Origin of the sequence: Pseudoalteromonas sp. A25, from assembly GCF_009176705.1 — a bacterium.
Lineage (GTDB): Bacteria > Pseudomonadota > Gammaproteobacteria > Enterobacterales > Alteromonadaceae > Pseudoalteromonas.
In genome coordinates, this window is record NZ_AP021846.1 from 1305396 (window position 1) to 1328093 (window position 22698).

At 41.9% G+C, this 22698-nt stretch carries 22 protein-coding genes and 1 tRNA gene; 13 read left to right on the plus strand and 10 right to left on the minus strand.

Annotated features, from left to right (window positions below):
* Positions 1-99 precede the first annotated feature (99 nt).
* The 4 genes from GDK41_RS05880 to GDK41_RS05895 form a co-directional block, all read right to left on the minus strand.
* Complete coding sequence (locus GDK41_RS05880) at positions 100-1389, minus strand: sensor histidine kinase (RefSeq protein ID WP_152085532.1); 1290 nt, start codon at positions 1387-1389, stop codon at positions 100-102.
* Positions 1390-1399: 10 nt separating this feature from the next.
* Complete coding sequence (locus GDK41_RS05885) at positions 1400-2107, minus strand: response regulator (RefSeq protein ID WP_152085533.1); 708 nt, start codon at positions 2105-2107, stop codon at positions 1400-1402.
* Positions 2108-2258: 151 nt separating this feature from the next.
* Entirely contained in the window at positions 2259-3101 is an 843-nt protein-coding gene (locus tag GDK41_RS05890; RefSeq protein WP_152085534.1) for a MipA/OmpV family protein, read from the minus strand.
* Positions 3102-3174: 73 nt separating this feature from the next.
* Entirely contained in the window at positions 3175-3978 is an 804-nt protein-coding gene (locus GDK41_RS05895; protein ID WP_152085535.1) for a hypothetical protein, read from the minus strand.
* 97 nt (positions 3979-4075) lie between these two features.
* Here GDK41_RS05895 and GDK41_RS05900 point away from each other — a divergent pair, with 97 nt between their 5' ends.
* Positions 4076-5215: a serine hydrolase domain-containing protein gene (locus tag GDK41_RS05900; RefSeq protein WP_152085536.1), complete on the plus strand. Its 1140-nt coding sequence runs from the start codon at positions 4076-4078 to the stop codon at positions 5213-5215.
* 23 nt (positions 5216-5238) lie between these two features.
* Here GDK41_RS05900 and yhbY read toward each other — a convergent pair whose 3' ends face one another.
* Complete coding sequence (gene yhbY / locus GDK41_RS05905) at positions 5239-5535, minus strand: ribosome assembly RNA-binding protein YhbY (protein WP_152085537.1); 297 nt, start codon at positions 5533-5535, stop codon at positions 5239-5241.
* 83 nt (positions 5536-5618) lie between these two features.
* On the opposite strand from yhbY, the gene rlmE reads away from it, so the two are divergent.
* The 9 genes from rlmE (at position 5619) to GDK41_RS05950 (ending at position 15713) form a co-directional block, all read left to right on the plus strand.
* Positions 5619-6248, plus strand: a complete 630-nt coding sequence (gene rlmE, locus GDK41_RS05910) for a 23S rRNA (uridine(2552)-2'-O)-methyltransferase RlmE (RefSeq protein WP_152085538.1) — start codon at positions 5619-5621, stop codon at positions 6246-6248.
* Positions 6249-6316: 68 nt separating this feature from the next.
* Positions 6317-8251 carry an ATP-dependent zinc metalloprotease FtsH gene (gene ftsH, locus GDK41_RS05915; RefSeq protein ID WP_152085539.1) on the plus strand — a complete coding sequence of 645 codons (1935 nt, stop codon included), beginning with the start codon at positions 6317-6319 and terminating at the stop codon, positions 8249-8251.
* 153 nt (positions 8252-8404) lie between these two features.
* On the plus strand, positions 8405-9253 hold the full coding sequence (folP, locus tag GDK41_RS05920; protein ID WP_152085540.1) for a dihydropteroate synthase: 849 nt from the start codon (positions 8405-8407) through the stop codon (positions 9251-9253).
* Positions 9250-10590, plus strand: coding sequence for a phosphoglucosamine mutase (gene glmM / locus GDK41_RS05925; protein ID WP_152085541.1), 1341 nt, complete (start codon positions 9250-9252; stop codon positions 10588-10590). The genes folP and glmM overlap by 4 nt, the downstream gene beginning before the upstream one ends.
* Before the next feature lie 78 nt (positions 10591-10668).
* Positions 10669-11418: a triose-phosphate isomerase gene (gene tpiA, locus GDK41_RS05930; RefSeq protein WP_152085542.1), complete on the plus strand. Its 750-nt coding sequence runs from the start codon at positions 10669-10671 to the stop codon at positions 11416-11418.
* Between the two features lies 1 nt (position 11419).
* A complete protein-coding gene (gene secG / locus GDK41_RS05935) occupies positions 11420-11767 on the plus strand; it encodes a preprotein translocase subunit SecG (RefSeq protein WP_152085543.1) in 348 nt (115 codons plus the stop codon).
* A gap of 63 nt (positions 11768-11830) precedes the next feature.
* A tRNA-Leu gene (locus GDK41_RS05940) sits at positions 11831-11915 on the plus strand.
* A gap of 418 nt (positions 11916-12333) precedes the next feature.
* On the plus strand, positions 12334-14337 hold the full coding sequence (locus GDK41_RS05945; RefSeq protein ID WP_152085544.1) for a UvrD-helicase domain-containing protein: 2004 nt from the start codon (positions 12334-12336) through the stop codon (positions 14335-14337).
* Between the two features lie 86 nt (positions 14338-14423).
* Positions 14424-15713, plus strand: a complete 1290-nt coding sequence (locus GDK41_RS05950; protein WP_152085545.1) for a Glu/Leu/Phe/Val family dehydrogenase — start codon at positions 14424-14426, stop codon at positions 15711-15713.
* A 36-nt stretch (positions 15714-15749) separates the two neighbouring features.
* Here GDK41_RS05950 and GDK41_RS05955 read toward each other — a convergent pair whose 3' ends face one another.
* On the minus strand, positions 15750-15974 hold the full coding sequence (locus GDK41_RS05955) for a hypothetical protein (protein WP_152085546.1): 225 nt from the start codon (positions 15972-15974) through the stop codon (positions 15750-15752).
* 144 nt (positions 15975-16118) lie between these two features.
* Positions 16119-16778 (minus strand): 7-cyano-7-deazaguanine synthase QueC, encoded by a 660-nt coding sequence (gene queC, locus GDK41_RS05960; protein WP_152085547.1) that lies wholly within the window; start codon positions 16776-16778, stop codon positions 16119-16121.
* 123 nt (positions 16779-16901) lie between these two features.
* On the opposite strand from queC, the gene queE reads away from it, so the two are divergent.
* Complete coding sequence (gene queE, locus GDK41_RS05965) at positions 16902-17567, plus strand: 7-carboxy-7-deazaguanine synthase QueE (protein ID WP_152085548.1); 666 nt, start codon at positions 16902-16904, stop codon at positions 17565-17567.
* Positions 17568-17623: 56 nt separating this feature from the next.
* Here the strand turns inward: queE and GDK41_RS05970 are convergent, their stop codons facing one another.
* From GDK41_RS05970 to GDK41_RS05980, 3 genes are all read right to left on the minus strand, one after another.
* The gene (locus GDK41_RS05970) at positions 17624-18553 is read right to left on the minus strand and encodes an alpha/beta hydrolase family protein (RefSeq protein ID WP_152085549.1); all 930 of its coding nucleotides are present in this window, start codon (positions 18551-18553) and stop codon (positions 17624-17626) included.
* A 246-nt stretch (positions 18554-18799) separates the two neighbouring features.
* A complete protein-coding gene (gene bcp, locus GDK41_RS05975) occupies positions 18800-19270 on the minus strand; it encodes a thioredoxin-dependent thiol peroxidase (RefSeq protein ID WP_152085550.1) in 471 nt (156 codons plus the stop codon).
* Positions 19271-19278: 8 nt separating this feature from the next.
* Entirely contained in the window at positions 19279-19812 is a 534-nt protein-coding gene (locus GDK41_RS05980; RefSeq protein ID WP_152085551.1) for a glycine cleavage system protein R, read from the minus strand.
* A gap of 351 nt (positions 19813-20163) precedes the next feature.
* On the opposite strand from GDK41_RS05980, the gene bamC reads away from it, so the two are divergent.
* Positions 20164-21225, plus strand: a complete 1062-nt coding sequence (gene bamC, locus GDK41_RS05985) for an outer membrane protein assembly factor BamC (RefSeq protein WP_152085552.1) — start codon at positions 20164-20166, stop codon at positions 21223-21225.
* A gap of 67 nt (positions 21226-21292) precedes the next feature.
* A complete protein-coding gene (locus GDK41_RS05990) occupies positions 21293-22666 on the plus strand; it encodes a YjiH family protein (RefSeq protein ID WP_152085553.1) in 1374 nt (457 codons plus the stop codon).
* The last annotated feature ends 32 nt before the right edge of the window (positions 22667-22698 follow it).

Below are 22698 nucleotides of genomic sequence, written 5' to 3' on the forward strand. Positions count from 1 at the left end.
TCTCTCCAAGGCAATTTGTATGCTTTTAGGAGAAGCTCTTGCTTTATCAGTAGATTAACAGCCGAGTGTTAACCTTGTGTGGCTATTACTTTACGCTGCTCACTGTGCTTTACAAGGCAAAATTAAGGTGAATTTTGCACCGCGTAACACTTCTGATTGTGACACAGACACCTTTCCATGGTGCCAATCGACCACTTTTGCAACGATGGCAAGGCCTAATCCATAACTTTTTTGGGCCCGATTGCGATGTGATTGCTCTTGAAAAAACGGGCTAAAAACTTTGTGCCAATTTTGAGGTGCAATACCTGGCCCATCGTCTTCAATATGAATGTAGACATGTTGTTCGTCACTTTGGACCCTGACAAGTATCGTCATAGTTGCAAAGTCGGCCGCATTGCTTAGTAAGTTAGTAACTGCACGGGCGAGCCAGTGAAGGTCTGCAGTAATTGACAATGAGGACTCAATTTCATGCTCCACCTTTAACCCCGCACCTTGCAGTTTGGGGGCGACTTGTTCAATTAAGGCCAGAAAGTAGTCAGTTGCAGATGTTTGTTCGAATTTGAGTAAATGAGCCTTTTGTTCTAGCGTTGCAAAAGATAAGTAGCTTGCGAGCATGTCTTCCATTTGATCTAAGTCTTTTTCCATTCTGTTCAAGAGACTGTAAATTTTGTTGATATCACCCTCATCCAATGCGGCATCAAGTCCAAATCTTAAGCATGCAACTGGGGTTCGAATATCATGCGATAGACTAGATGCTAGTAGTTTGTTTTCAGCTAGTAGCTTTTCTATTTGGCTCGCCATGCGATTAAACGTTAATTCAACATCTTTAATATAGGTAAATTTGTCAGTGGCGATTCTGGCGCTGAAGTTACCGCTTGCAAATTGTTTTGCCGCATCAGTAAGAATAGATAAACGCTTAGCAAGTGGCGAAAGAATAAACCACATAAATGTGCATACGCCAGTGTAAAACAGTAGTGTTAAGAAGGCGTCGTTGTCTTTTTGCTCTGGGGGTTTTGCTAGCCGCAGCTCTAGGTAGTCTGGTAAAAGTTTTTGATTTGTTTTTAATAAATAAAAGCCTTGTTGGTCTTCTAAGATCAGGCCTTTACTTTGTAGCATTTGCACTTTTAACTCTGAAGGCACTGCTAGAGTGTCACCTTTTTTGTAGCTTATTTCTAGCTCGTAGTCAGCACTTAAGGTTTCTATGAAGCTGGCTCTTTGCCCCAGAGATTGTCTTGCAACTTGTTTAGCTGCACCACTGGCGAGCGTACTTTGCCAACCAAAGTGATTCTCGGTTTCGAAAGTTTGTTCGCTAAAAAGGTCAATGAGCCAACCTAATACGACGATAGAGACTAATGCACTGGTAAGTAGATATATGTAGAGCTTTCTCACTGCGTTAGCTCTACCATGCACTCGGAACCAATAAGTAGCCTTTACCCCATATTGTTTTTATTTTTTCAGGGTGTTGAGGGTCATCATTGAACTTCTTTCTTAGGGCTGAGATTAAAACATCAACGCTGCGGTCTAATCCATCGTACTCTCTGCCTTTGGTTGCTTTAAAAACCGCGTCACGCGATACGACTTCTCCAGCGTTTGAAGCAAGGAAATGCAACAACAAATACTCGGCACTTGAGATATTAACTTCCTCGCCTTGCAAAAGTACTTTGCGGGCTTGCGTATCAATGCTTAAATTGCCAACTCGAATTGAATTGTCATCATCATTGTTGCCAGCTGCTGAGTCGTTAGATGCACGCAACATCGCTTTTATTCTCGCAAGTAATGCCCTTGGTCGAACAGGTTTGATCACGTAGTCACTCGCACCTACTTCTAAGCCAATAACTTCATCCATCTCTTCATCTTTTGCGGTAAGCATCACGATAGGCTTTTGGTAGAATTGGCGTAATTCGCGACAGACGCTAATACCATCTTGTCCGGGTAACATAACATCGAGTAAGACAATATCTGGTGAGAGAGATTTGACCATTGCGATGACTTGATCGCCACGCACACACACGTGGGTTGTATACCCTTGATTATTTAAATAATCAGCTACCCACTGGGCAAGAGACTCATCATCCTCTACCAGTAAAATTGTACCGTAGTTATCCATATTTACCTCCAACTTATTTTGATGCTAGTAGCGATGATTGGGACTTTTGAAACAAATTTCAATTTTGCCTGAGTAATACATCACTGTCACTTTTTAAATTAGCCTTTACTGGCTTACTCGTATTCTGTTGATTTGCAGTGACGAATTTATGCTAAAAAACGTAACGGACACTTAACTTCGCCTTGTGTTGATGGTTTTGTCTCACAATGGGGCTTTGGTAAATCTGCTTAGAAAACCATGTCGACATCCATCCAGCTAAAAATACCCAGTTTTCATTTAAAGGGTACTCTGCATGAAACTCATAGACTAAACTATATGCACTTTGAGGGCGGTATACTGGGCGGCCTTGGGCTTGTTCATGTGCTTTGATGCCAAAATAATAGTTGCTAAAGTCATCGGAGTATTTGGATACCCCGAATGCACTTCTGAGCTCCCAGTTATGCCAAGGAATAATTTTGCTGAAATACGCACTCATGATCCAGCCGTTATGTCGGCTACTAATATCTTGAAGTAATTCAAATGATAACTGACTATCAGCGTTAAACAGCCGGCTCAAACGAAGCCCTGAAGTTAAATCAAATTTTCGTTCATCAATACCACTGAGTTCAGGTATCTTATTTGAATTATACAAATCAAATCCATTTTCACTAATGCCATCTTGTGCTTGCGTAAAAATGAGGTCTAACCCCCAATCAAATTTATCAATTAAGCTGTACCCAACAATCACTCCGCCTGTTAGTTGACTATGGTCAACGTCTAAATACCAATTTCCATATGTTGCCGACACATTGATATTAAAAACTTCTATGCCTTCTTGATACGCATGAGAGCCAATGAGATATGAATTATCAAAAATCAGTCCAAACCCGAGGCTAACGTCGTAGTAAAGTTGATCACTGGGGTGTAACGTGTTATCTGCATATAGTCGGTTACTCGCATGCAAAGAGAAAGAGAGATATAAGCAAAGCAATGTAAAGAAAAAGGCGCGTGACATATATACTCACCAACAAGACAGTTGGTGAGTATTATATTGAGATTGTTTTATTGAACTGTAAAAAAGTGTTGTATTAAAGTACGTTGATTTTATCGATTAAAATCGCAGTGAGCTTTTGGTGCATGGCACTAGTTAGCGCGCTGACTTCTGTTTCTGTGCATGCGCCAGCAGACTTCTCAGGTCCGCTGATCGCCTCTTCTACTTTGTATTCAGGCAGTTGCACCGGCTCTTGGGCACGCGCAATTCTGGCTTGCTCGCTATTTTGCTCAACAACAAAAGAGATAACATCATGCTCGTTGGTTAGCTTTTGTTCTTTAGTGTAACTAAATTGCAGTGGGGTGCCTTGGAAGCTGGCGCTGTCGATAGAAGACTTAGCAAACCAAACAACATCTGAAGACGCAACGTGCGTTAAGCGCATGCTTACACTGGCAATAATATTACTGCATTGATAACTCGGCGCTTGTTGAGTAACAAGCTTATAAAGCGGATGAGATGCTTTGGGCCTGTTGAGTAGATAGGTTTTATCAGGCCCAAATGAAAGGTCTAATTGATGTACGTTTAGAACGTAATCAGCGCCACGTTTTTCAGTGACAGATAAGCCTTGATTTTTGAGTGATTGAGTAATGTAAGACTTTAATGTATCGGTCATCGCGACTTTGTCAGCAACAATACGCACTGTATTATTTTTTTCGATGGGATGCGCTGGCAGCTGCACTGATTTTATCCTTGCTGAGTCGAGTTCAGTACTATAGCTAAGTTGATAGATTTCTTTACTTAATAATGGCTTAGGTGGCACATTAAGTTTTGGTGCCATCTTTGGTGTTAATGAGCACCCAAAAGATAAAGCCAGAATGAAAAATATAAGTAAAAAACGCATCCAAGTACCTCAAATAGTAATTAAAGTATTAATTGGTAATACAAACAACGCCAAATTTCGTGATAAACTTCAATCAATTCGAGCTTACAGAGTTATTATGAAGTATTTAGTTGTTGTTGTATTTTGGCTATTTACGACAAAAGTCCATGCATTAGAAGACGCAAAGCAGCAGTGGCACCAATTTTTGAACAGCTATTCTAAGCAAGTCGAGCGAAAACTAAAAGAAAAATCAATTCCTGGCGCCGCTTTAAGCATCGTGCACGGAGATTTTGGCGATTTAGCTAAAGGCTATGGTAAAACTCAGGTGCGAAAAGGGCATGCTGTAGATAAAAACACTCGGTTTCGATTAGCGTCGGTGTCAAAAACCTTTGCTGGTTCTTTGACTGCAAAGTTAGTGAGTCAGGAATACTTGCAACTAGATGATTACGTGGGCGCCTACTTACCTTATTTAGAAAATACCGATTACCGATCACTCAAAGTATTCCACCTATTGAGCCATTCCAGTGGACTGGTGCCCAATGCCTATGACAATTTAATTGAGTCTAGAATGTCTTATGGCGAAATCATTGAACGTTTAGTGAAAGTAGAACGGATATGTTCGCCTGGCCAGTGCTATGGCTATCAAAATGCCATGTTTAGCCTAATTTCTGACGTTATTCACAGCGCAACAGGAATGCCTTATGAGCGCTGGTTAGCCGAGTTTATATTTAAGCCTTTAAAAATGAGTGATGGTGGCGTTGGTATCGATAATATGCAAAAAGACAATAACTATGCATTACCTCATGTTTTAGGGCGAAAGCGTTGGCATACAGCAAGGTTGAAGTCACATTATTATAAAGTAGTGCCTGCAGCAGGCATAAATGCAAGTGCTCAGGATATGGTGCAATGGCTGAAAGCGCAATTAGGGCATTACCCCGACGTATTGTCTCTTGATGCATTGACGATACAAGGTCGTCCATATACGCACACAAAGCGAGAACTAAGGCGCAGAATATGGCGTAACCACGTAGATGAAGCTTATTACGGGCTAGGGTGGCGCATATATGATTACGATGGTGAGCATTTGATGTATCACAGCGGGTGGGTACAAGGTTATAGAACTGATGTTGTTGTTATTCCAGCATTAAATGTGGGCTTTAGCTTATTGCTCAATGCAGAAAGTGGTGTGATAAATGAATTAACAACGGATTTTATTTCTCAGGTTATTGCGTTGTATAGAATGGCGCCACCGCAATAAATTGATGGCGCTCGATATGCGAATTAAGAACGAGGTAGTTGAATTTTCTTTTCTTCGCTTTGGCGGTACAAAACGATTGTATGGCCAATTGTTTGCACCTTGTGCGCACCAGTTTCACGCACAATCGCATCAAAGATAAGCTGTTTCGTCTCACGATCGTTAGTTGGCACTTTTACTTTGATGAGTTCATGGATGTTTAAACATTGGTCTATTTCAACCAAAACACCTTCTGTTAAACCATTTGCACCGAGTAAAACTACTGGTTTAAGTGGGTGTGCTAACCCTTTAAGATACTGCTTTTGTTTATTTGATAAAGTCATATTGGTACAATTTACTAAATGTAGGCTTGAATTTTCATATTCTACCGCCATCTAGACAATATTACTAATGAGTTGCAGTTAATATGGCAAATAAAAAGCACTCAGCGAGCTCAAAGCGCTGGTTAAAGGAACATGTAGACGACCCATATGTTCATGAGGCACAAAAGCGAGGGTTTCGTTCTCGCGCAATTTTTAAGCTAGAAGAGATACAACAGCGGGATAAGTTGATTAAGCCCGGTATGAGTGTGGTTGACTTGGGTGCCGCGCCGGGAAGTTGGTCGCAGTACTTAGCAGAACAAGTAGGCGATAAAGGGCAAGTCATTGCCTGTGACATTCTACCGATGGACTCATTGGCAGGTGTTGATTTTTTGCAAGGTGATTTTCGTGAAGAAGCCGTGCTTGATGCTTTGCTTCAACGCATTGGCGGTAAGACAGTCGATGTTGTTTTTTCAGATATGGCCCCCAACATGAGCGGTAATATGTCGACTGATCAAGCGGGTAGCATGTATTTGGTTGAGCTTGCGCTCGATATGTGTCATCAGGTACTTTGTAAAAATGGCGCGTTTGCAGTAAAAGTTTTTCAAGGCGAAGGTTTTGATCAGTTTGTGCAAGAGGTTCGTAAATGTTTTAACGTGGTTAAAATAAGAAAGCCAAAAGCTTCTCGTCCACGTTCTCGTGAAGTTTATATAGTGGCGACAGGATACAAACTGTAGTACAGTTGAAAGGCATTAAAGTTGAATTTAAATAATTTTGGATACAAGAGGTTAACCCCTTGAGCGATATGGCGAAGAATTTAATACTCTGGTTAGTTATAGCTGTCGTGCTTATGACTGTCTTTCAGAGCTTCAATAGCGGCGATTTAACAGATCGTCAAACGAGTTACACGCAGTTTGTAAAAGAAGTGCGCAGCGGAGCGGTTAGGGATGTAAACATTGATCGTTCGTCAGGTACTATTACAGGTATGAAGGGAAATGGAGAGCGTTTCCAAACCATTATGCCGATGTATGATGAAGACCTGATCAATGATTTATTAAAAAATGATGTAAATGTAAAAGGCGTTGCGCCGGAAGAGCAATCTTTCCTTGCTAACATTTTCATCTCTTGGTTCCCTATGCTGTTGCTTATTGGTGTGTGGATATTCTTCATGCGTCAAATGCAAGGCGGTGGCGGTAAAGGCGCGATGTCGTTTGGCAAGAGTAAAGCGCGCTTAATGAGTGAGGATCAAGTTAAGACAACTTTTGCGGATGTTGCTGGGTGTGACGAAGCAAAAGAAGATGTAACAGAGCTTGTTGACTTCTTACGCGACCCGTCAAAGTTTCAAAAGCTTGGTGGTAGTATACCAAAAGGTGTCCTGATGGTAGGGCCTCCCGGTACTGGTAAAACGCTACTTGCCAAGGCTGTTGCTGGTGAAGCAAAAGTGCCATTTTTCACAATTTCAGGGTCTGATTTTGTGGAAATGTTTGTAGGTGTTGGTGCATCGCGCGTTCGTGACATGTTTGAACAAGCTAAAAAGGCGGCGCCTTGTATTATCTTCATCGACGAAATTGACGCTGTAGGGCGCAAACGTGGTGCTGGTATGGGTGGTGGTCACGATGAACGTGAGCAAACGCTTAACCAAATGCTCGTTGAGATGGATGGCTTTGAAGGTAACGAAGGTATTATCGTTATTGCCGCAACTAACCGTCCAGATGTACTTGACCCTGCACTGTTACGCCCTGGTCGATTTGACCGCCAAGTTGTAGTCGGTTTACCTGATATCCGTGGCCGTGAACAAATCCTTAACGTTCATATGCGTAAAGTTCCACTAGATGATAATGTTGAAGCGTCACTGATTGCTCGAGGCACGCCAGGCTTCTCAGGTGCTGATCTGGCAAACTTAGTGAATGAAGCCGCGTTATTTGCAGCGCGTGGTAATAAACGCAAAGTAAGCATGGCTGAATTTGATGCTGCGAAAGACAAAATCATGATGGGCGCAGAGCGCAAGTCTATGGTAATGAGCGAGCATGAGAAAGAGATGACTGCTTATCATGAGGCAGGGCACGCTATTGTGGGTCGTTTGGTACCAGAGCATGATCCTGTTTATAAGGTATCAATTATTCCTCGTGGTCGTGCGCTTGGTGTGACTATGTATTTACCAGAGCAAGACCGTGTTAGTCACTCTAAAGAGCATTTAGAGTCTATGCTATCAAGTTTGTATGGTGGTCGTATCGCAGAAGCACTTATTTACGGTGAAGATAAAGTCACGACCGGTGCAAGTAATGATATTGAGCGTGCGACAGACATCGCTAAGAAGATGGTTATGCAGTGGGGATTAAGTAGCAAACTTGGTCCACAAATGTACCTTGAAGAACAAGGTGAGATGTATATGGGCGGCGGCTCGCACCGTACGGCAGGTATGTCTGACGAAACTGCAAAGCTGATCGATTCAGAAATCAAAGACTTTATAACTCGCAACTATCAACGTGCAGAGCAAATCCTAAAAGACAATATGGATATTTTACACAGTATGAAAGATGCGCTAATGAAGTATGAAACAATCGATGCAGGTCAGATTGATGACTTGATGGCACGTACAGAAGTTCGTCCTCCGCGTGATGCGCACGATAGAAAACCGGATAACAAAGAACCGAAACAGGAAAAGTCGGTACCTGTAAGTGACGAAAAGCCGGAAGAAAAGCCACAAAATTCATCTGAACTTGATGATAGGCCTGAATAACGGTTAAAATAGCTAATAGTTTTTAAAGCCCCGCGATGACGGGGCTTTTTCTTACCATAATCAACAATTATAGGTGAATATTTCGCCTAGTTTTAATTACCAAACACAGCGTTTTGGTAATAATTACGATTACTCTCAGTTGAGTAAAAAACAATGAAAACCACAATTTGTTTACCCCGAGGCCGTGAATTATGCCTCGATACGCCCCAAATAATGGGGATTGTTAATGTCACTCCTGATTCTTTTTCAGACGGTGGGTTTTACTACCAAGCTGACAACGCTGTCAATCAAGCGCTATCTTTATTAGAACAAGGTGCAACTATACTGGATGTTGGAGGTGAGTCTACCCGCCCTGGTGCACCTGATGTTGCCTGTGAAGAAGAGCTAAAACGAGTGATCCCTGTTATCGAACAGATCCGACGTCACAGCGATTGTGTGATTTCTGTTGATACCAGTAAGGCCGAAGTCATGCGTGAAGCAATTAAAGCAGGGGCTGACATTGTTAATGATGTCAGAGCGCTTCAAGAGCCTGGTGCTTTGGAGGTTGTCGCACAATATCCTGAGGTGGCTATCTGCTTGATGCACATGCAAGGCCAACCTAGAACAATGCAGAACAACCCGACTTATACTGACTTGGTAACAGACATAAAGGCATTTTTCAGTGCGCGTATTTTGGCTTGTAAAGACCATGGTATTGATACGCAACGCTTGATACTCGACCCCGGATTTGGGTTTGGCAAAAATTTGGCCCACAATTATGAGTTACTGGGAAGCTTTGATAGCTTCCAGTCTTTTGAATTACCCCTTTTGGCTGGACTATCACGTAAGTCTATGTTTGGCCATTTATTGAATAGAGAAACAAATGAACGCCTAGCAGCTAGCCTCGCTGGGGCTTTGTTGTGTGCACAAAAAGGTGCCCACATCATACGAGTTCATGACGTACAACAAACTGCTGATGTGCTAAAAGTATGGCATGCAGCGTGTAATGGAGTAACCATATGACAACTAGAAAGTATTTTGGCACTGATGGAGTCAGAGGATTAGTGGGGCAGTTTCCTATCACCCCTGAATTTGCGCTGAAATTAGGCTGGGCAGCCGGTAAAGTTTTATCTAAAACAGGCACTAAAAAAGTAATTATAGGTAAAGATACACGTATATCTGGTTATCTGTTGGAAACTTCTTTAGAAGCAGGCTTGATTGCCGCTGGTATTGATGTTGTGTTGCTGGGGCCGATGCCTACACCTGCAGTTGCCTATCTCACACAAACGTTTAGAGCAGAAGCTGGAATAGTGATCAGTGCATCTCATAATCCATATCACGATAATGGCATTAAATTCTTCAGTGGTAACGGTCTTAAGTTAGCAGACAGTGTAGAGCTTGAGATTGAAGCTATGATGGACGAAGAGATGACCTGCGTTCCATCAGAGAAATTGGGAAAAGCACGACGCTTAGAAAATGCAGATGGTCGTTACATTGAGTTTTGTAAAAGTCAGTTTCCAAAAGAGCTATCACTTGAAGGCTTAAAAATAGTTCTTGACTGTGCTAATGGTGCCACCTATCACATTGCGCCAGCAGTTATGCGAGAGCTGGGTGCAACAGTGATTTGTCATGCTTGTGAGCCAAACGGCGTAAACATAAACCATGAGTGTGGTGCAACACATGTTGATAGCCTGAAGCGCCAAGTTTTAGAGCATAAAGCAGATGTTGGTATCGCTTACGATGGCGATGGTGATCGCGTCATGATGGTTGACCATAAGGGACATGTCTTTGACGGTGATGATATCGTGTACATCATCGCTTGTTTAGCTCACGCTAATGGCACACTTAGAGGTGGTGTTGTCGGTACCGTCATGTCAAATATGGGGCTGGAAAATGCGCTGATCGCGAAGGGGATTGAGTTTGCGCGCAGCAAAGTTGGTGATCGCTATGTGATGGAATTACTGAGCCAGAATGGTTGGACGCTAGGTGGCGAAAGCTCTGGTCACGTGCTAAATCTAGATTTGATCTGTACTGGGGACGGTATTATATCTAGTTTGCAGGTGCTTGCTGCTATGGTGTCACAAAATAAGACTCTACAAGATTTAGGTAATGGCTTTACCAAATACCCAATGAAGATGATTAATGTTCGCTATACAACCAGTAACGATCCAACTGAGCAGGAGATTGTTAAGAAGGCGGTTGAAGAGGTTGAGCAGCAATTGGCGGGCAAAGGTCGTGTGTTATTACGAAAATCAGGTACAGAGCCGGTGATCAGAGTCATGGTTGAAGCAGAGCAAGAGAAGCAAGTTATCGACTTTGCTACAAAAATTGCTGAAGTTGTTGAATCTGTGAGCAATTAGTCTGCTTTTTAATTTTATTTCTTGTAAATCAGGGTGAGTCAAGTTAGTATCTCACCCGCTTCTGACGCGGAGTATCGTATGACACAGCGTAAGCCTATTGTTGCAGGTAATTGGAAAATGAACGGCTCATTCGAGCTAGTAGCCGAAATTTGCAGCGAAGTAAAAAAGTATAAAAATCTGAATGTAGATGTAATTATTTTTCCACCCGCTTTATTGCTAAGTGAAGTGGTAAAAAATGGCATTGAATCTGGTACGCAAACGATATCAGAATTTGACGCAGGTGCTTATACGGGTGAAATTCAGGCACAACTGGCGCACGAATTAGGTGCCAAGTATACCTTGATTGGTCACTCAGAAAGACGCAGTATTTTCAATGAGTCAGACCAGCAAGTTGCTGATAAGTTTGCTCAAGCACAAAAGTCTGGCTTAACGCCTATTTTGTGTGTAGGTGAAACAGAAGCTGAGCGGGAAGCCGCCCAAACTGAACAAGTTGTTGCTAGGCAAATAAGAGCAGTTATCGATAAATTAGGTATAGCAGCACTGAATGATTCTGTGATAGCATACGAACCCGTTTGGGCTATAGGGACTGGTAAAACAGCAACTCCTGAACAGGCTCAGGCGGTACATAAGTTTATTCGTGATATGCTTAACAGTTATGATAAGCAGGTCGCAAGCTCGCTGCGGATCCTTTATGGTGGCAGTGTGAATGAAAAGAACAGTGAATCATTATTTGCACAAGCAGATATAGACGGCGGACTCATTGGTGGCGCAAGTCTAAAAAAAGATGCTTTTACTAGCATCTGCAATAGTGCAGTAGGGAACGTATAAAATGTACGAAATATTATTAGTTGTTTACTTGATTGTTGCATTAGCACTGGTTGGTATGGTGTTGGTTCAACAAGGCAAAGGCGCAGACATGGGCTCGTCGTTTGGCGCAGGTGCATCAGCAACAGTTTTCGGCTCGTCAGGTGCTGGCAACTTTATGACAAAGACAACCACCATTTTGGCAACCGTTTTCTTTGTTTTGAGCATCGTGCTTGGTAACTTAACCGCCGGTCAAATCAAAAAGACTGATGAGTGGGAAAACCTTGAAGCACCAGCTGCAACCGTAGTGCCGGCTGAATCAGATGTACCAGTGTCATCTGAAGATAACAAAAGTTCAGACGTACCAAATTAATAGATTAGTAGCCTTAAGTTACTCGGTAGTTTGATTCCTCAATCAAGCAATAAACCGAAAAATGCGGATGTGGTGGAATTGGTAGACACGCCATCTTGAGGGGGTGGTGGCTTCGGCCGTGGGGGTTCAAGTCCCCCCATCCGCACCAATTTATTAGAAACCAGCCTGTTGGCTGGTTTTTTTTTGCCTGACGTTTCTAGCGTATTAGCGCGTACTAAAGCTAATACCAATCCGCAATAACACTTATACCAATTTTATTAATACATTGATCATTCTAGCGAGCTAAATAACTCATTAACTGCGTTAAAAATTTCTCATTTAGAACAACTAAATAACGAAATTTTACCTTGTTATCGACAAGGTTTCCTTGCTTTAAAATAGACCACTTAGTTATTTAGACAGTCATTGCTGGCATGGACTCGCTATATTTCATCATTGTTGATTTGTTACTTAGTTGCTTTTCAAAGCTATGATTGCTCAATACAACTTGTATAATCACCTAAATTTCAGTTCATTGCTGCTTTTGATGTGTCGACAAATATCCGCGCCTTTTTAGAGTATCTCTATTGAATATTATTAACTTTGAAATAAAAAGTGTAATCGCTAAGCATGTAAAGCTCGTCTTGCAAAATGATGGTATACAGCTGTATGGCAAACAACAGCACAAATTTTATTTGTGGCGAGATATGCTGTCACCACCAAGGTTATCAGCGGGAATGTTTTTCTGTGATGTGAAAATATCACTCTTAGCTTGCGGCACAGTTGATTGCGTTAAAGTTGAAAAAGGCAAGTTTAGTCAAGCTAATTTCCAAGCGTTATGGGTTAGCCAAAATGCAGCGCATTTGATCAGCACAATCGGCAAAATAGAACGATTACTTCAAGCTCGGTATTTGTCAGCCAGTAATTTAGTGCTAGTGCGTGATATTATCTCATCTTTGGCTCCGCGTTGGCTAAGTTGGCAGCCTGATGTCAAATTAACAGAACCCCTCCTACAGGCGATTTATACGTTGCGCGAGCTAGCGCAATGGCAAGCCAACGACATAGAAGCGTTTCGTGATGCATATATTCTTTACCAAGAAAATAAATATGAACAGTTTTTTGCCAATGTAGAACGTCAACCTTTAACCTCAGCTCAAAGACGTGCCTGTATTGTTCAAGATAATCGGCAGTTACTATTGGCGGGAGCTGGTACAGGCAAAACGAGTGTAATGGCTGCGCGTGCAAAATTTTTGGTTTGTAGTTCGGGTGAAAAAGCTGAAAATATACTGTTACTGGCATATGCAAGTGAAGCTGCTAATGAGCTTCAACAAAGAGTAGGAGCTGATTTTAACTGTTTCACATTCCATGCTTTAGGGATGCATATCATTGAGGCGGTTGAAGGGCACAAGCCGAAGATAAGCTCACTGGTTACTGAACAGCAAAAGAAGCTACAGTTCATTAGTGATACAATACAAGCACTTTGCCTTGCGCCCCACTATTACAGCCAATTTAAGCAGTTTTGTTTACAAGAGTGTCAGACCCCGATCGGAGAGATCACCGAGTTTTTTTCGAGTGTTAATTGTTCTACCGTACTGAAACATATTGCCGTTTTGATTGGTCATTATAAAAATACCAGTGTGTTAAAACAGCTATCAAAAATAGAGTTGCACCATGCGTCACTATTAGAGTGTTTGAAGCCGATTGTTGGGGAATACCAGCTTTACTTAAAAAATGAACAAGCAATCGACTTTGAGGACATGATAGCCAAAACCATCGCGTACCTAGAGCAAGGTAAGTTTATTGTTCCATGGCGCCACATTATGGTTGATGAGTTTCAAGATTTATCGCCTGTTAGAGCCAAATTACTTCAAGCTTTATTAAAGCATGCCAACCAATCTCAGTTGTTCGCCGTTGGCGATGATTGGCAATCGATTTATCGTTTTAGTGGTGCTGATGTTTCATTGATAACTCATTTCAAGGAGTATTTTGGGGCTGCAACAGTAGGCCAGCTCGATCAAACTTTCAGATACCCTCAACAAATTCTAGATGTCTCAAGTCAGTTTGTATGCGCAAATCCAAGTCAACTCGTTAAGCACATGCGTGCTCATATCGATTATGACCACAACTCGTTTGTCAAATGCCCCGTAGATAATGAGCATGACGCATTGAAAGCGATATTGAATCAGCTAGCGCAACAATATGGTCAGTTGAGTGTATTGCTGCTTGCTCGGAATCATAAAATGTTGCCGAGCAAGCAGCAGTTAAAGCAATTAAAAAGTCAGTTTAGTGGCCTTGAATTAAAAGCGATGACTTTTCATGCTTCAAAGGGTAAAGAGGCGCAGTTTTGTATTATTATGGGGTTGTATGACGGTAAAGGCGGGTTTCCTGCTCAGAGCAGAACTCAACCGCTGTTAGAGAGTATGCTAGCAAGCCAAGAGCCTTACCCTCACGCAGAAGAACGTCGGCTATTCTATGTCGCTTTAACGCGGGCAAGGCAGCAAGTTATATTGCTTGAACCAAAAACTAACGCCAGTCCATTTTTGCAAGAGCTCAATATTGATTGTGTAATGGATATACAGTCAGAAAAATAGTGCATTGAATTAGCTCGTCATAGTGATTATTAAACTATTCTTGGGAGGAAACCGTACTGTAAACCAGTAAAAGTTTAGGAGTATTCATGAGCGAAAAAAACATTTTGCAAGATGCATTAACAAGGCTTAGTAATATCGCCAAGACGAACAAAGAATATAACGCGATATTAGAAGCGTTGAGCCAACCTCAAAGCACCCTGACCAGCCATATAGCCATTAGGAAAGATAACGGCAGCACTGCCTATTTCAAAGCATATCGTTGCCGATATAACGACTTACTTGGTCCTACAAAAGGGGGGATCCGATTCCATCAAGATGCAGATCAAAGTGAAGTAGAAGCATTGGCATTATGGATGACGTTAAAATGTGCGGTGGTAGGGGTACCTTTCGGTGGTGCAAAGGGCGCTGTTACCGTAGACCCCAAAAAGCTGTCTCCTATGGAGCTTGAACGTTTAGCCCGAGCCTACATAAGAGCCAAAGCTGACTTCATTGGTCCACAACTTGATATTCCGGCACCTGATGTATACACCAATGCTCGTATCATGGGTTGGATGATGGATGAATACGAAAAAATTACCCGTACAAAATGTCCTGCGGTGATAACAGGAAAGCCGATTGCCTTTGGTGGTAGTCTTGGCCGTGATAGTGCTACTGGTCGCGGTGCGTTTTTATGTATAGAAGCATTGGCGAGAAAACTCGGCTGGGATGCTAAGGAGAAAACCGTCGCTATTCAAGGTTTTGGGAATGGTGGTTACCATTGCGCTAAGTTGCTACAAGACGCTGGTTTTAAAGTTGTGGCAGTGAGCGACTCTAAAGGAGGCATTTATAGCAAACAGGGCCTAGATATAGAAAGCGTATATAGCGAGAAGCAACGAAGCAATACACTAAAAGCGGTTTATTGCCAGCATTCGGTGTGTGAGGATGTAGAGCATACTCGCATTAATAATGAGGAGTTACTCGCACTCCAAGTAGACATTTTAGTGCCCGCCGCTTTAGCGGGTGTGATTAATGCTAAAAATGTCAGCCAAATTCAGGCCCAATATATTGTTGAGATCGCAAACGGACCCATTACAGCTGAGGTCGATGGTCAGCTAAAAGAACAAGGTACCCATGTTATTCCTGACATACTTGCGAATGCGGGGGGTGTAATAGTGAGCTATTTCGAATGGTGTCAAAATCGGCAAGGAGAGGCATGGCCTGAGGAAAAAGTGTATGACAAACTTGCAGCGTACATCAATAGTGCGTTTGAGAGAGCGTGGCAGCGTTATCAACAACACGATGACTCAATGCGTGTGGTTGTTTATAAGCTCGCTCTCCAACAACTCACAGAGGCGCTAGAGGCACATGGCACGGCAGATTACTTCTCAGTTAACTAGCACTTCAGATGAACTAATCAACATAACTATTTTTAGTTAGAGCTTTTTAAATTGCTCTTTTAATGCGTAGCCATCGTCAGTGACGATTTTCTCAAGGGTGGCTACGCGCTCTTTTAACGCATTTAGCTCCGTTTGCAAAGCATCGTTTTGTTTACTTTGCAGTGATTTCTGTTGAGATAAGTACTGGTTAAACATTTTGCTTATTACGCTAAAACCAACAGCAATGAACACAATTAAGACTATCATAGTAGTGCCAGACATTACGTTCTCCAAGATTATTGTTAATATGACACGCTAAACACGTGTATTAGTTAGGATTTAATCTAACACAAAGAGAGTTGATGGGAAGTGGCATTTGCTAGAGTGTTTGCCTTAGGGGAGGAGCCAAAGGCTCCTGTAACTCAATTAGGCTTCGTAGCTAAGCGGGTCTTGTGCTTTGTTTAAAGCGAATGCTTCTAAGCGCTCTTGGCAGGCACCGCACTTTCCACACGCTTTCTCACGACCGTTGTAACACGTCCATGTATCTGAGTAATCTAATCCCATTTTTAAGCCATCGGTTAAGATATCAATCTTGCTACTATTTAGGTACGGACAGACAATTTCGATTTCTTCATAGTTAGCAATTCTGCAAACATCATCCATTTTCTTTACGAATTCAGGGCGACAGTCTGGATAGATGGCATGATCGCCAGAATGAGCACCATAAAATACTTTATTGGCTTTCAACGATACGGCATACCCAACAGCTAAGGATAATAAGATCATATTGCGATTTGGCACAACCGTGCTTTTCATACTCTCTTCTTCGTAGTGGCCCTCTGGTACATCTATATCGTCAGTGAGTGAGGAGCCACCAATAAGCTGATTAATAGCCGAAATATCAACTACCTTATGAGCTATGTTGAGTTTTTCGCATACTTGTGCAGCTACAAGTAGCTCTTTTACGTGACGCTGACCATAATTAAAAGACAGCGCATAGACCTCATAGCCTGCACGAACAGCCTTGTTTAATACGGTGTATGAGTCCATACCGCCTGAATAAATGACAACAACTTTTTCGCTCATAGGTGTTTTGCCTCGATTTTGATAGAGGTTTACTTTAGGGCGCGATATACTACACGGCCGCTGAGGAAATAACAATTTCCATTGGTGTTTTTTTGAGTTTGTGAAGTTGTTTACGGAGCCGTTTTGTACAAAATAAACGAAATTTTTGAAACCATACAAGGTGAAGCTAGTTTTACTGGTGTGCCTTCGATTTTTTTGCGTCTGCAAGGCTGCCCTGTGGGTTGTGCTTGGTGTGATACCAAGCAAACTTGGGATGTAAACCCGACTTATTTAGTTTCGTTAGATAAAACGGTAGAAAAGAAAGCTGACTCAGAGTGGTGGGCTGAGGCTACTTCGCAGCAAATATTGGAATTGTTCAAGCAGCGCGGATATCAAGCTAAGCACGTTGTGATCACCGGTGGTGAGCCATGTATGTTCGATTTAATACCACTGTGTGAGTTGTTGCATGCGGCAGGTTACAGCACGCAAATAGAAACCAGCGGAACTTTTGAAATTAAAGTGCCGGAGCAAACTTGGGTAACAGTATCTCCAAAAATCAATATGCGCGGAGGCTATGAAGTTTTAACAAGTGCTATGCAAAGGGCTGACGAAATCAAACACCCAGTTGCTATGCAAAAGCATATTGAAGAACTTGAAGCGTTGTTCGAACAAACGGGCGTTACGCCAAAGCTAGTTTATTTACAGCCCATTAGCCAAAAGGCTAAAGCAACTAAGTTAGCGATTGACACTTGCATGAAGAAAAACTGGCGTTTATCAGTACAAGTGCACAAATATATTGGTATTAATTAACTGATATTGGGTAGTGGGTTGGATAGGCTTATGGTCATCCAACTCTGCGTGTCGGCTTATAGCTTTGTTTTGAGCCACGTGTTCATATCTTTTATCACTAACGGCAATTGGCTTTCACCCTGACTGTCTTTGAATTTATGGTCCAACCCTGAGTAATATTTAAATTCAATATTGGGCTTTGCTATTAAACTAGATTGCAATGATTTTACCTGTGAGGGAGAGACATTTGAGTCTGCCTGCGCTTGTATAATTAACATGGGTTGACTGATTGCTTTTACCGTATTTAGCTGATCCATTGATAGCATTTCATGCCACCATTTGTATCCGTGTCCGCTAACAGTGATATGCTTTTCTGCACCGCTAAGAATATAGTTGCTAAAGCCAATAAATTCATTGATATCTTTTTGTGCATCAACGTCGTTCTGATACTGTGACCTGATGTTGTGTTTTATGTCATCTATAAACCAGCGACCACCGCCGTTAAAAGTTATTACAGCGTCTATATCGGTATTTTGTGCGGCAACTAAGTTTGCGATCACCGCTCCCTCGCTCCCCCCTAAAAGCGCGATTGTTTTGTAGCCAAACTCTTGTTTAACTTTATCTAGAACAATGCTCGTATCTGCTAAGCGAGTTTGAGGTGAGTCGTTGAGTAAGTATGCATACGGGCAGTCATTACGCTCTGGGTTGTCACTATAGGGTAATTGCTCATCCAGCCCGTACTTTTCTATGAGTAATAAATCAGAATTAGGTAGTACATTTCTGTATTGGCTAGTAATAGAGTCGATATTCAAAACACTGTTACAACTTGAGCCTTGCAAAATCAATAATAGAGTGTGGGCGCTTTTGTCTGTATTATTTTTTAAAAGATGATAAATAATACTCGAACCGTCTGTTCTTTGTGCTTGATAAGTGTTGCGCAGTAACTCGCTCGCATTGATGCTGCTAGATAAAAACCAGAGCAAAGTAAGCGTCAGCTTTAGAGGCATAATCCTGTCCTTAATGTGTTTTATAGTTCTTTTAAGTGGTTTGATAGGTCAAAATATAGATTGTATATAATACAAATAGTTCAGCTCAACTTAGTGGAGTTACTGCGCTGGGTGAGAGGTTTTTGTAAAGTATTTAAAGGTAAGTCGTTTTATTGAGATAGAAGTTTGACAAAGTGTTTTCAACGATTTATTCGATTTGTTAAGTAGCGGGGCAAGTACACCCCGTTACCAGAAAGCAATGATAGCTTAGTTGGTTTGTAAGTAGTCAATCACTACTTGGTGGTGTTCTTTAGTTTTAAACTTGTTGAATACATGTTTGATTGTACCGTCTTGACCCACCAAAAAACTGATGCGATGAATACCATCGTATTCTTTACCCATAAACTTTTTAAGCCCCCACACACCAAAAGCGTCTGCAATGGCATGATCTTCATCAGACAGTAAGTCAAAGTTCAGCTCTTTTTTAGTTTCAAAGTTTTTTAGCTTTTTAACTGGATCTGGGCTAATCCCAACAGCAACCGTATTAAGTTCTGCAAGTTGTGCCTTGTGATCTCTTAGCTGCTCAGCTTGTACTGTGCACCCTGGTGTAAGGGCTTTAGGGTAGAAGTAAACTAAAACCTGATTTTCCTCTAGTAATGTGGCCAAAGAGACGGTGTCATCGTTTTGGTTTTTTAACGTAAAAAGAGGGGCTTGCTCACCAGCTGTTAATGTTTTCATGTTAATCCTTAGCGAATTCGTCTTAAAATGTAGTCTACGTTGAGCGCGTGAGAAAGATCTTCAAAACGGATCTTAAATTCGTCTGCGTTTACATCACTTGGAATATTAAACTCAATTTCACAACGCATATTCAACTGCTCACCTTGCTCGAAAGTATCTGACTTTAGAGAACAGATGCTTACATGTTGTTCAGCGAAAAAACGTGTCACTTTACTGAGCGTGCCTGGCGTATCAAGGCCTTCATATTCCAGCGTATAGCCTGCACTAAAGTTGCCTTGCTGATGTGAGCTTGTGCGTTTCATCATAGTCAGCAGTCCAAGCTCCATCCCTTTAACAGGTAGGCTATGCTCGACACGGCTGATAGCAGACATATCTCCACTGAGCAACATAATAAAAGTGAACTCGTTCCCTAAAATCGCGATACGACTGTCGATAATATTACAGTGACAATCACTCACAAGCTGTGTCAGCTCGCTTACTATTCCTGAACGGTCTTCACCTATTGCAGTTAATACCAGTTGTTGATTGGCAAATGCAGTCATTAATGAAATCTAACCTCTGTAAATGTACTTTATTATCCACCCAAGCGAGCGCTGTGAAGAATACATTGAACAATTGATATTTAACCAAAAATAGTACCACAGAATTTTTAGCTAAACATGCCTGTTTTATAATTTATTGCTCTAGAGCGGGATTATTGTATGGCTTTCTTGTGTTTATGCCCATTGGAAAGTACCATAGTTGCAAATTTTTTGGTTAATCAGAACTAACCCTATAATTTCCAAAGAACTTACCCTCTTTTGGAAAATTTTGAATTGACAGTGAACCAAACCAGCATTCCCCACTCATAGTAATGAAATAACAATTAATGGGTCTGCTAAGGAGAATAATCAGTGCAGTATTGGATCCCAAAAACGTTGGCTATCAGCGTATTACTTGGTTTATCTGGATGTAGTGTTTTTACAAATGATGCGCATCATGAGCGTAATTATCGTGTAAATGAGCCTGTTAAAGTACCAGCGAACCTACAGCAGCCAGCTCAAGATCCGACCTATAAAATGTCAGTGGCTCGTTTTAATAGCGATGCAGAAGCCAAAGGTTATCGCCCACCGCAACAAGTATTGACCGTTGCAAAGGGAAGCTGGGTTGAGGAAAATGATGAGAAGGCGCGTGTTTACTTCGATAAAAATGATGGTATCGAAGACTTGGTCGATTTTATCTGGCAATCAGTTGAAGGTGTTATGGAGCGCCATAACACCTCTCTACTTGATGATAGCCGCGCACAGGGGTCAGTGAGTACAAATTGGTATTCATTGATCAAACCAGCAGAAGGCTGGTTTTGGGAAGACGAAGAGCAGATTTCAAAGCAGAAGTTTCGCTTTGTTGTTGAGCAAAAAGAGCATCAGAGAACGGCCTCATTACATGCAGAGTTGCTAGATTATCAAAGCGACAAAGTGGAGCTGACAGATATGCTTAAGCAGCAACTTGAAGCCCGGGCCGTGAACGAGGTTGTATCAGAGTTTGACTATTTATATCGCATTTTAGAAGTACAGATGCGAAAACAGCAAGGCATATTATCCCTAGCGCTAGGCTTTGATAGCGAAGGCAACGGTGCCATGATAACTGAGCAAGCAGCAGATATCGTGATAGATAGGTTTTCGAGCTTCTTGGAACGTGTCAACTTCACCATTATTAAAATTGATAATGACACTGGAGAAATCGCTACGCGTTATGAAAAACCAGACGACAGCGTTTGGGACTCTATTTGGGGTGATGAATCTGTACAGTTACCGCTAGAAAGTGGTGATTACAAGGTCACAGTTGCAACAACCAATGATGGTAGCACATCATTAACGTGGAAAGATGCGCAAGGAAATGTGTTAGATACCGATGTTATGGCGCAGTTACAACAAGTATTATTACAAGTATTGCGTGATAAGGGCCTAACTATCTAATCAGTGGGTCGTTTTTCAATGAGAAAAGAGCTGAGGCTCTTTTCTTTGTTTTTGTAGGCTAAATATAATGACAACACAAACAAGTCGTACTGCGGCGCTAGACTGGCGCACGCTTTTTGCTTTTATCGTTCCTTCTTTAATCGGTGTATTTTTATTTATGACACCCGTTGCTATTGGCGAGGCGATGACCATCCCTATCGCTGTTATGGCAAAAGCGTTGCAAGGTTTTGTGGGGCCATTTGTTGATACACTGCTGCTTAGCATTATTTGTATTACGGGGGTAATGAGCTTACTTGTATCCCTATTTAAGCCTGCACCACTAATGAAAGTAGAGTTAATCAAATACTTATTTCAAGTAAGCTGGATTTGGTTGATAACGCGTGTAGCAGGTATGGTGTTCATCTTAATGACGTACTTCAAAGTAGGTCCGGCTATCATCCATTCAAGCCACACAGGAGCCCTTGTGCTCAATGATTTACTTCCTGTACTGTTTTCGGTTTTTATCCTAGCTGGTTTGCTTTTACCTTTGTTACTTAACTTTGGATTGCTTGAGTTGGTAGGGACGCTGTTAACAAAAGTGATGCGTCCATTGTTTGGTGTTCCTGGACGCAGTGCGGTGAACTGCGTAGCGTCTTGGCTGGGTGACGGTAGTGTGGGTATATTGATGACAGCTAGGCAGTACGAAGAAAAGTACTATACACAAAAAGAAGCTGCGATTATTGGCACTACTTTCTCGGCTGTGTCTATCACGTTTTGTTTAGTTGTGATCGGGCAGGTTAAACTTGAGCACTTGTTTGCACCTTTCTATTTAACAGTATGCTTGGCAGGCTTTGTTGCTGCCATTATTGTACCTCGGCTACCTCCTTTACGATTTAAAAAAGACACCTATGTTGATGGGACTGAAGCGGACGTTGATGCTGAGGCTGTTCCTGCAGGTAAAACTTTGTTTAAACATGCGCTTGATGTTGCTTTGTCTAAAGCACAGAAAGCACCTGGGGTGAAAGGTACCTTGCAAGAGGGGGTGCATAACGCGCTAGATATGTTGTTTGCTGTGTTACCGGTGGTTATGGCTGTGGGTACGTTGGCTTTGATTGTTGCTGAGCACACGCCTATCTTTCAAGTGTTGGGTACGCCATTCGTACCTTATTTAGAGCTTTTGCAAGTGCCTGAAGCTGCTCAGGCTGCACAGACTATCGTGGTAGGCTTTGCTGATATGTTTATCCCCTCGATTTTAGCTGCCAGCAATATAGAAAGTGATGTTACACGTTTTATTGTTGCTGCAATGAGTGTGACTCAGCTGATCTATATGTCAGAAGTTGGGGCGCTGCTACTAGGGAGTAAAATACCCGTCAATTTATTAGAGCTATTTGCAATTTTTATTTTACGAACGCTAGTAACCTTGCCGGTAATTGCGCTGATGGCCCATTGGTTAGTCGGCTAATTTAGGGACGAAGTAGCAAAGATGAGGGATAA

What these genes read in the sequence shown, in the direction of transcription:
- GDK41_RS05885 (WP_152085533.1), bottom strand. Translation starts at nt 2,107, where the DNA reads ATGGATAACTACGGTACAATTTTACTGGTAGAGGATGATGAGTCTCTT.
- GDK41_RS05890 (WP_152085534.1), bottom strand. Translation starts at nt 3,101, where the DNA reads ATGTCACGCGCCTTTTTCTTTACATTGCTTTGCTTATATCTCTCTTTC.
- GDK41_RS05895 (WP_152085535.1), bottom strand. Translation starts at nt 3,978, where the DNA reads ATGCGTTTTTTACTTATATTTTTCATTCTGGCTTTATCTTTTGGGTGC.
- GDK41_RS05900 (WP_152085536.1), top strand. Translation starts at nt 4,076, where the DNA reads ATGAAGTATTTAGTTGTTGTTGTATTTTGGCTATTTACGACAAAAGTC.
- yhbY (WP_152085537.1), bottom strand. Translation starts at nt 5,535, where the DNA reads ATGACTTTATCAAATAAACAAAAGCAGTATCTTAAAGGGTTAGCACAC.
- rlmE (WP_152085538.1), top strand. Translation starts at nt 5,619, where the DNA reads ATGGCAAATAAAAAGCACTCAGCGAGCTCAAAGCGCTGGTTAAAGGAA.
- ftsH (WP_152085539.1), top strand. Translation starts at nt 6,317, where the DNA reads ATGGCGAAGAATTTAATACTCTGGTTAGTTATAGCTGTCGTGCTTATG.
- folP (WP_152085540.1), top strand. Translation starts at nt 8,405, where the DNA reads ATGAAAACCACAATTTGTTTACCCCGAGGCCGTGAATTATGCCTCGAT.
- glmM (WP_152085541.1), top strand. Translation starts at nt 9,250, where the DNA reads ATGACAACTAGAAAGTATTTTGGCACTGATGGAGTCAGAGGATTAGTG.
- tpiA (WP_152085542.1), top strand. Translation starts at nt 10,669, where the DNA reads ATGACACAGCGTAAGCCTATTGTTGCAGGTAATTGGAAAATGAACGGC.
- secG (WP_152085543.1), top strand. Translation starts at nt 11,420, where the DNA reads ATGTACGAAATATTATTAGTTGTTTACTTGATTGTTGCATTAGCACTG.
- GDK41_RS05950 (WP_152085545.1), top strand. Translation starts at nt 14,424, where the DNA reads ATGAGCGAAAAAAACATTTTGCAAGATGCATTAACAAGGCTTAGTAAT.
- GDK41_RS05955 (WP_152085546.1), bottom strand. Translation starts at nt 15,974, where the DNA reads ATGTCTGGCACTACTATGATAGTCTTAATTGTGTTCATTGCTGTTGGT.
- queC (WP_152085547.1), bottom strand. Translation starts at nt 16,778, where the DNA reads ATGAGCGAAAAAGTTGTTGTCATTTATTCAGGCGGTATGGACTCATAC.
- GDK41_RS05970 (WP_152085549.1), bottom strand. Translation starts at nt 18,553, where the DNA reads ATGCCTCTAAAGCTGACGCTTACTTTGCTCTGGTTTTTATCTAGCAGC.
- bcp (WP_152085550.1), bottom strand. Translation starts at nt 19,270, where the DNA reads ATGAAAACATTAACAGCTGGTGAGCAAGCCCCTCTTTTTACGTTAAAA.
- GDK41_RS05980 (WP_152085551.1), bottom strand. Translation starts at nt 19,812, where the DNA reads ATGACTGCATTTGCCAATCAACAACTGGTATTAACTGCAATAGGTGAA.
- GDK41_RS05990 (WP_152085553.1), top strand. Translation starts at nt 21,293, where the DNA reads ATGACAACACAAACAAGTCGTACTGCGGCGCTAGACTGGCGCACGCTT.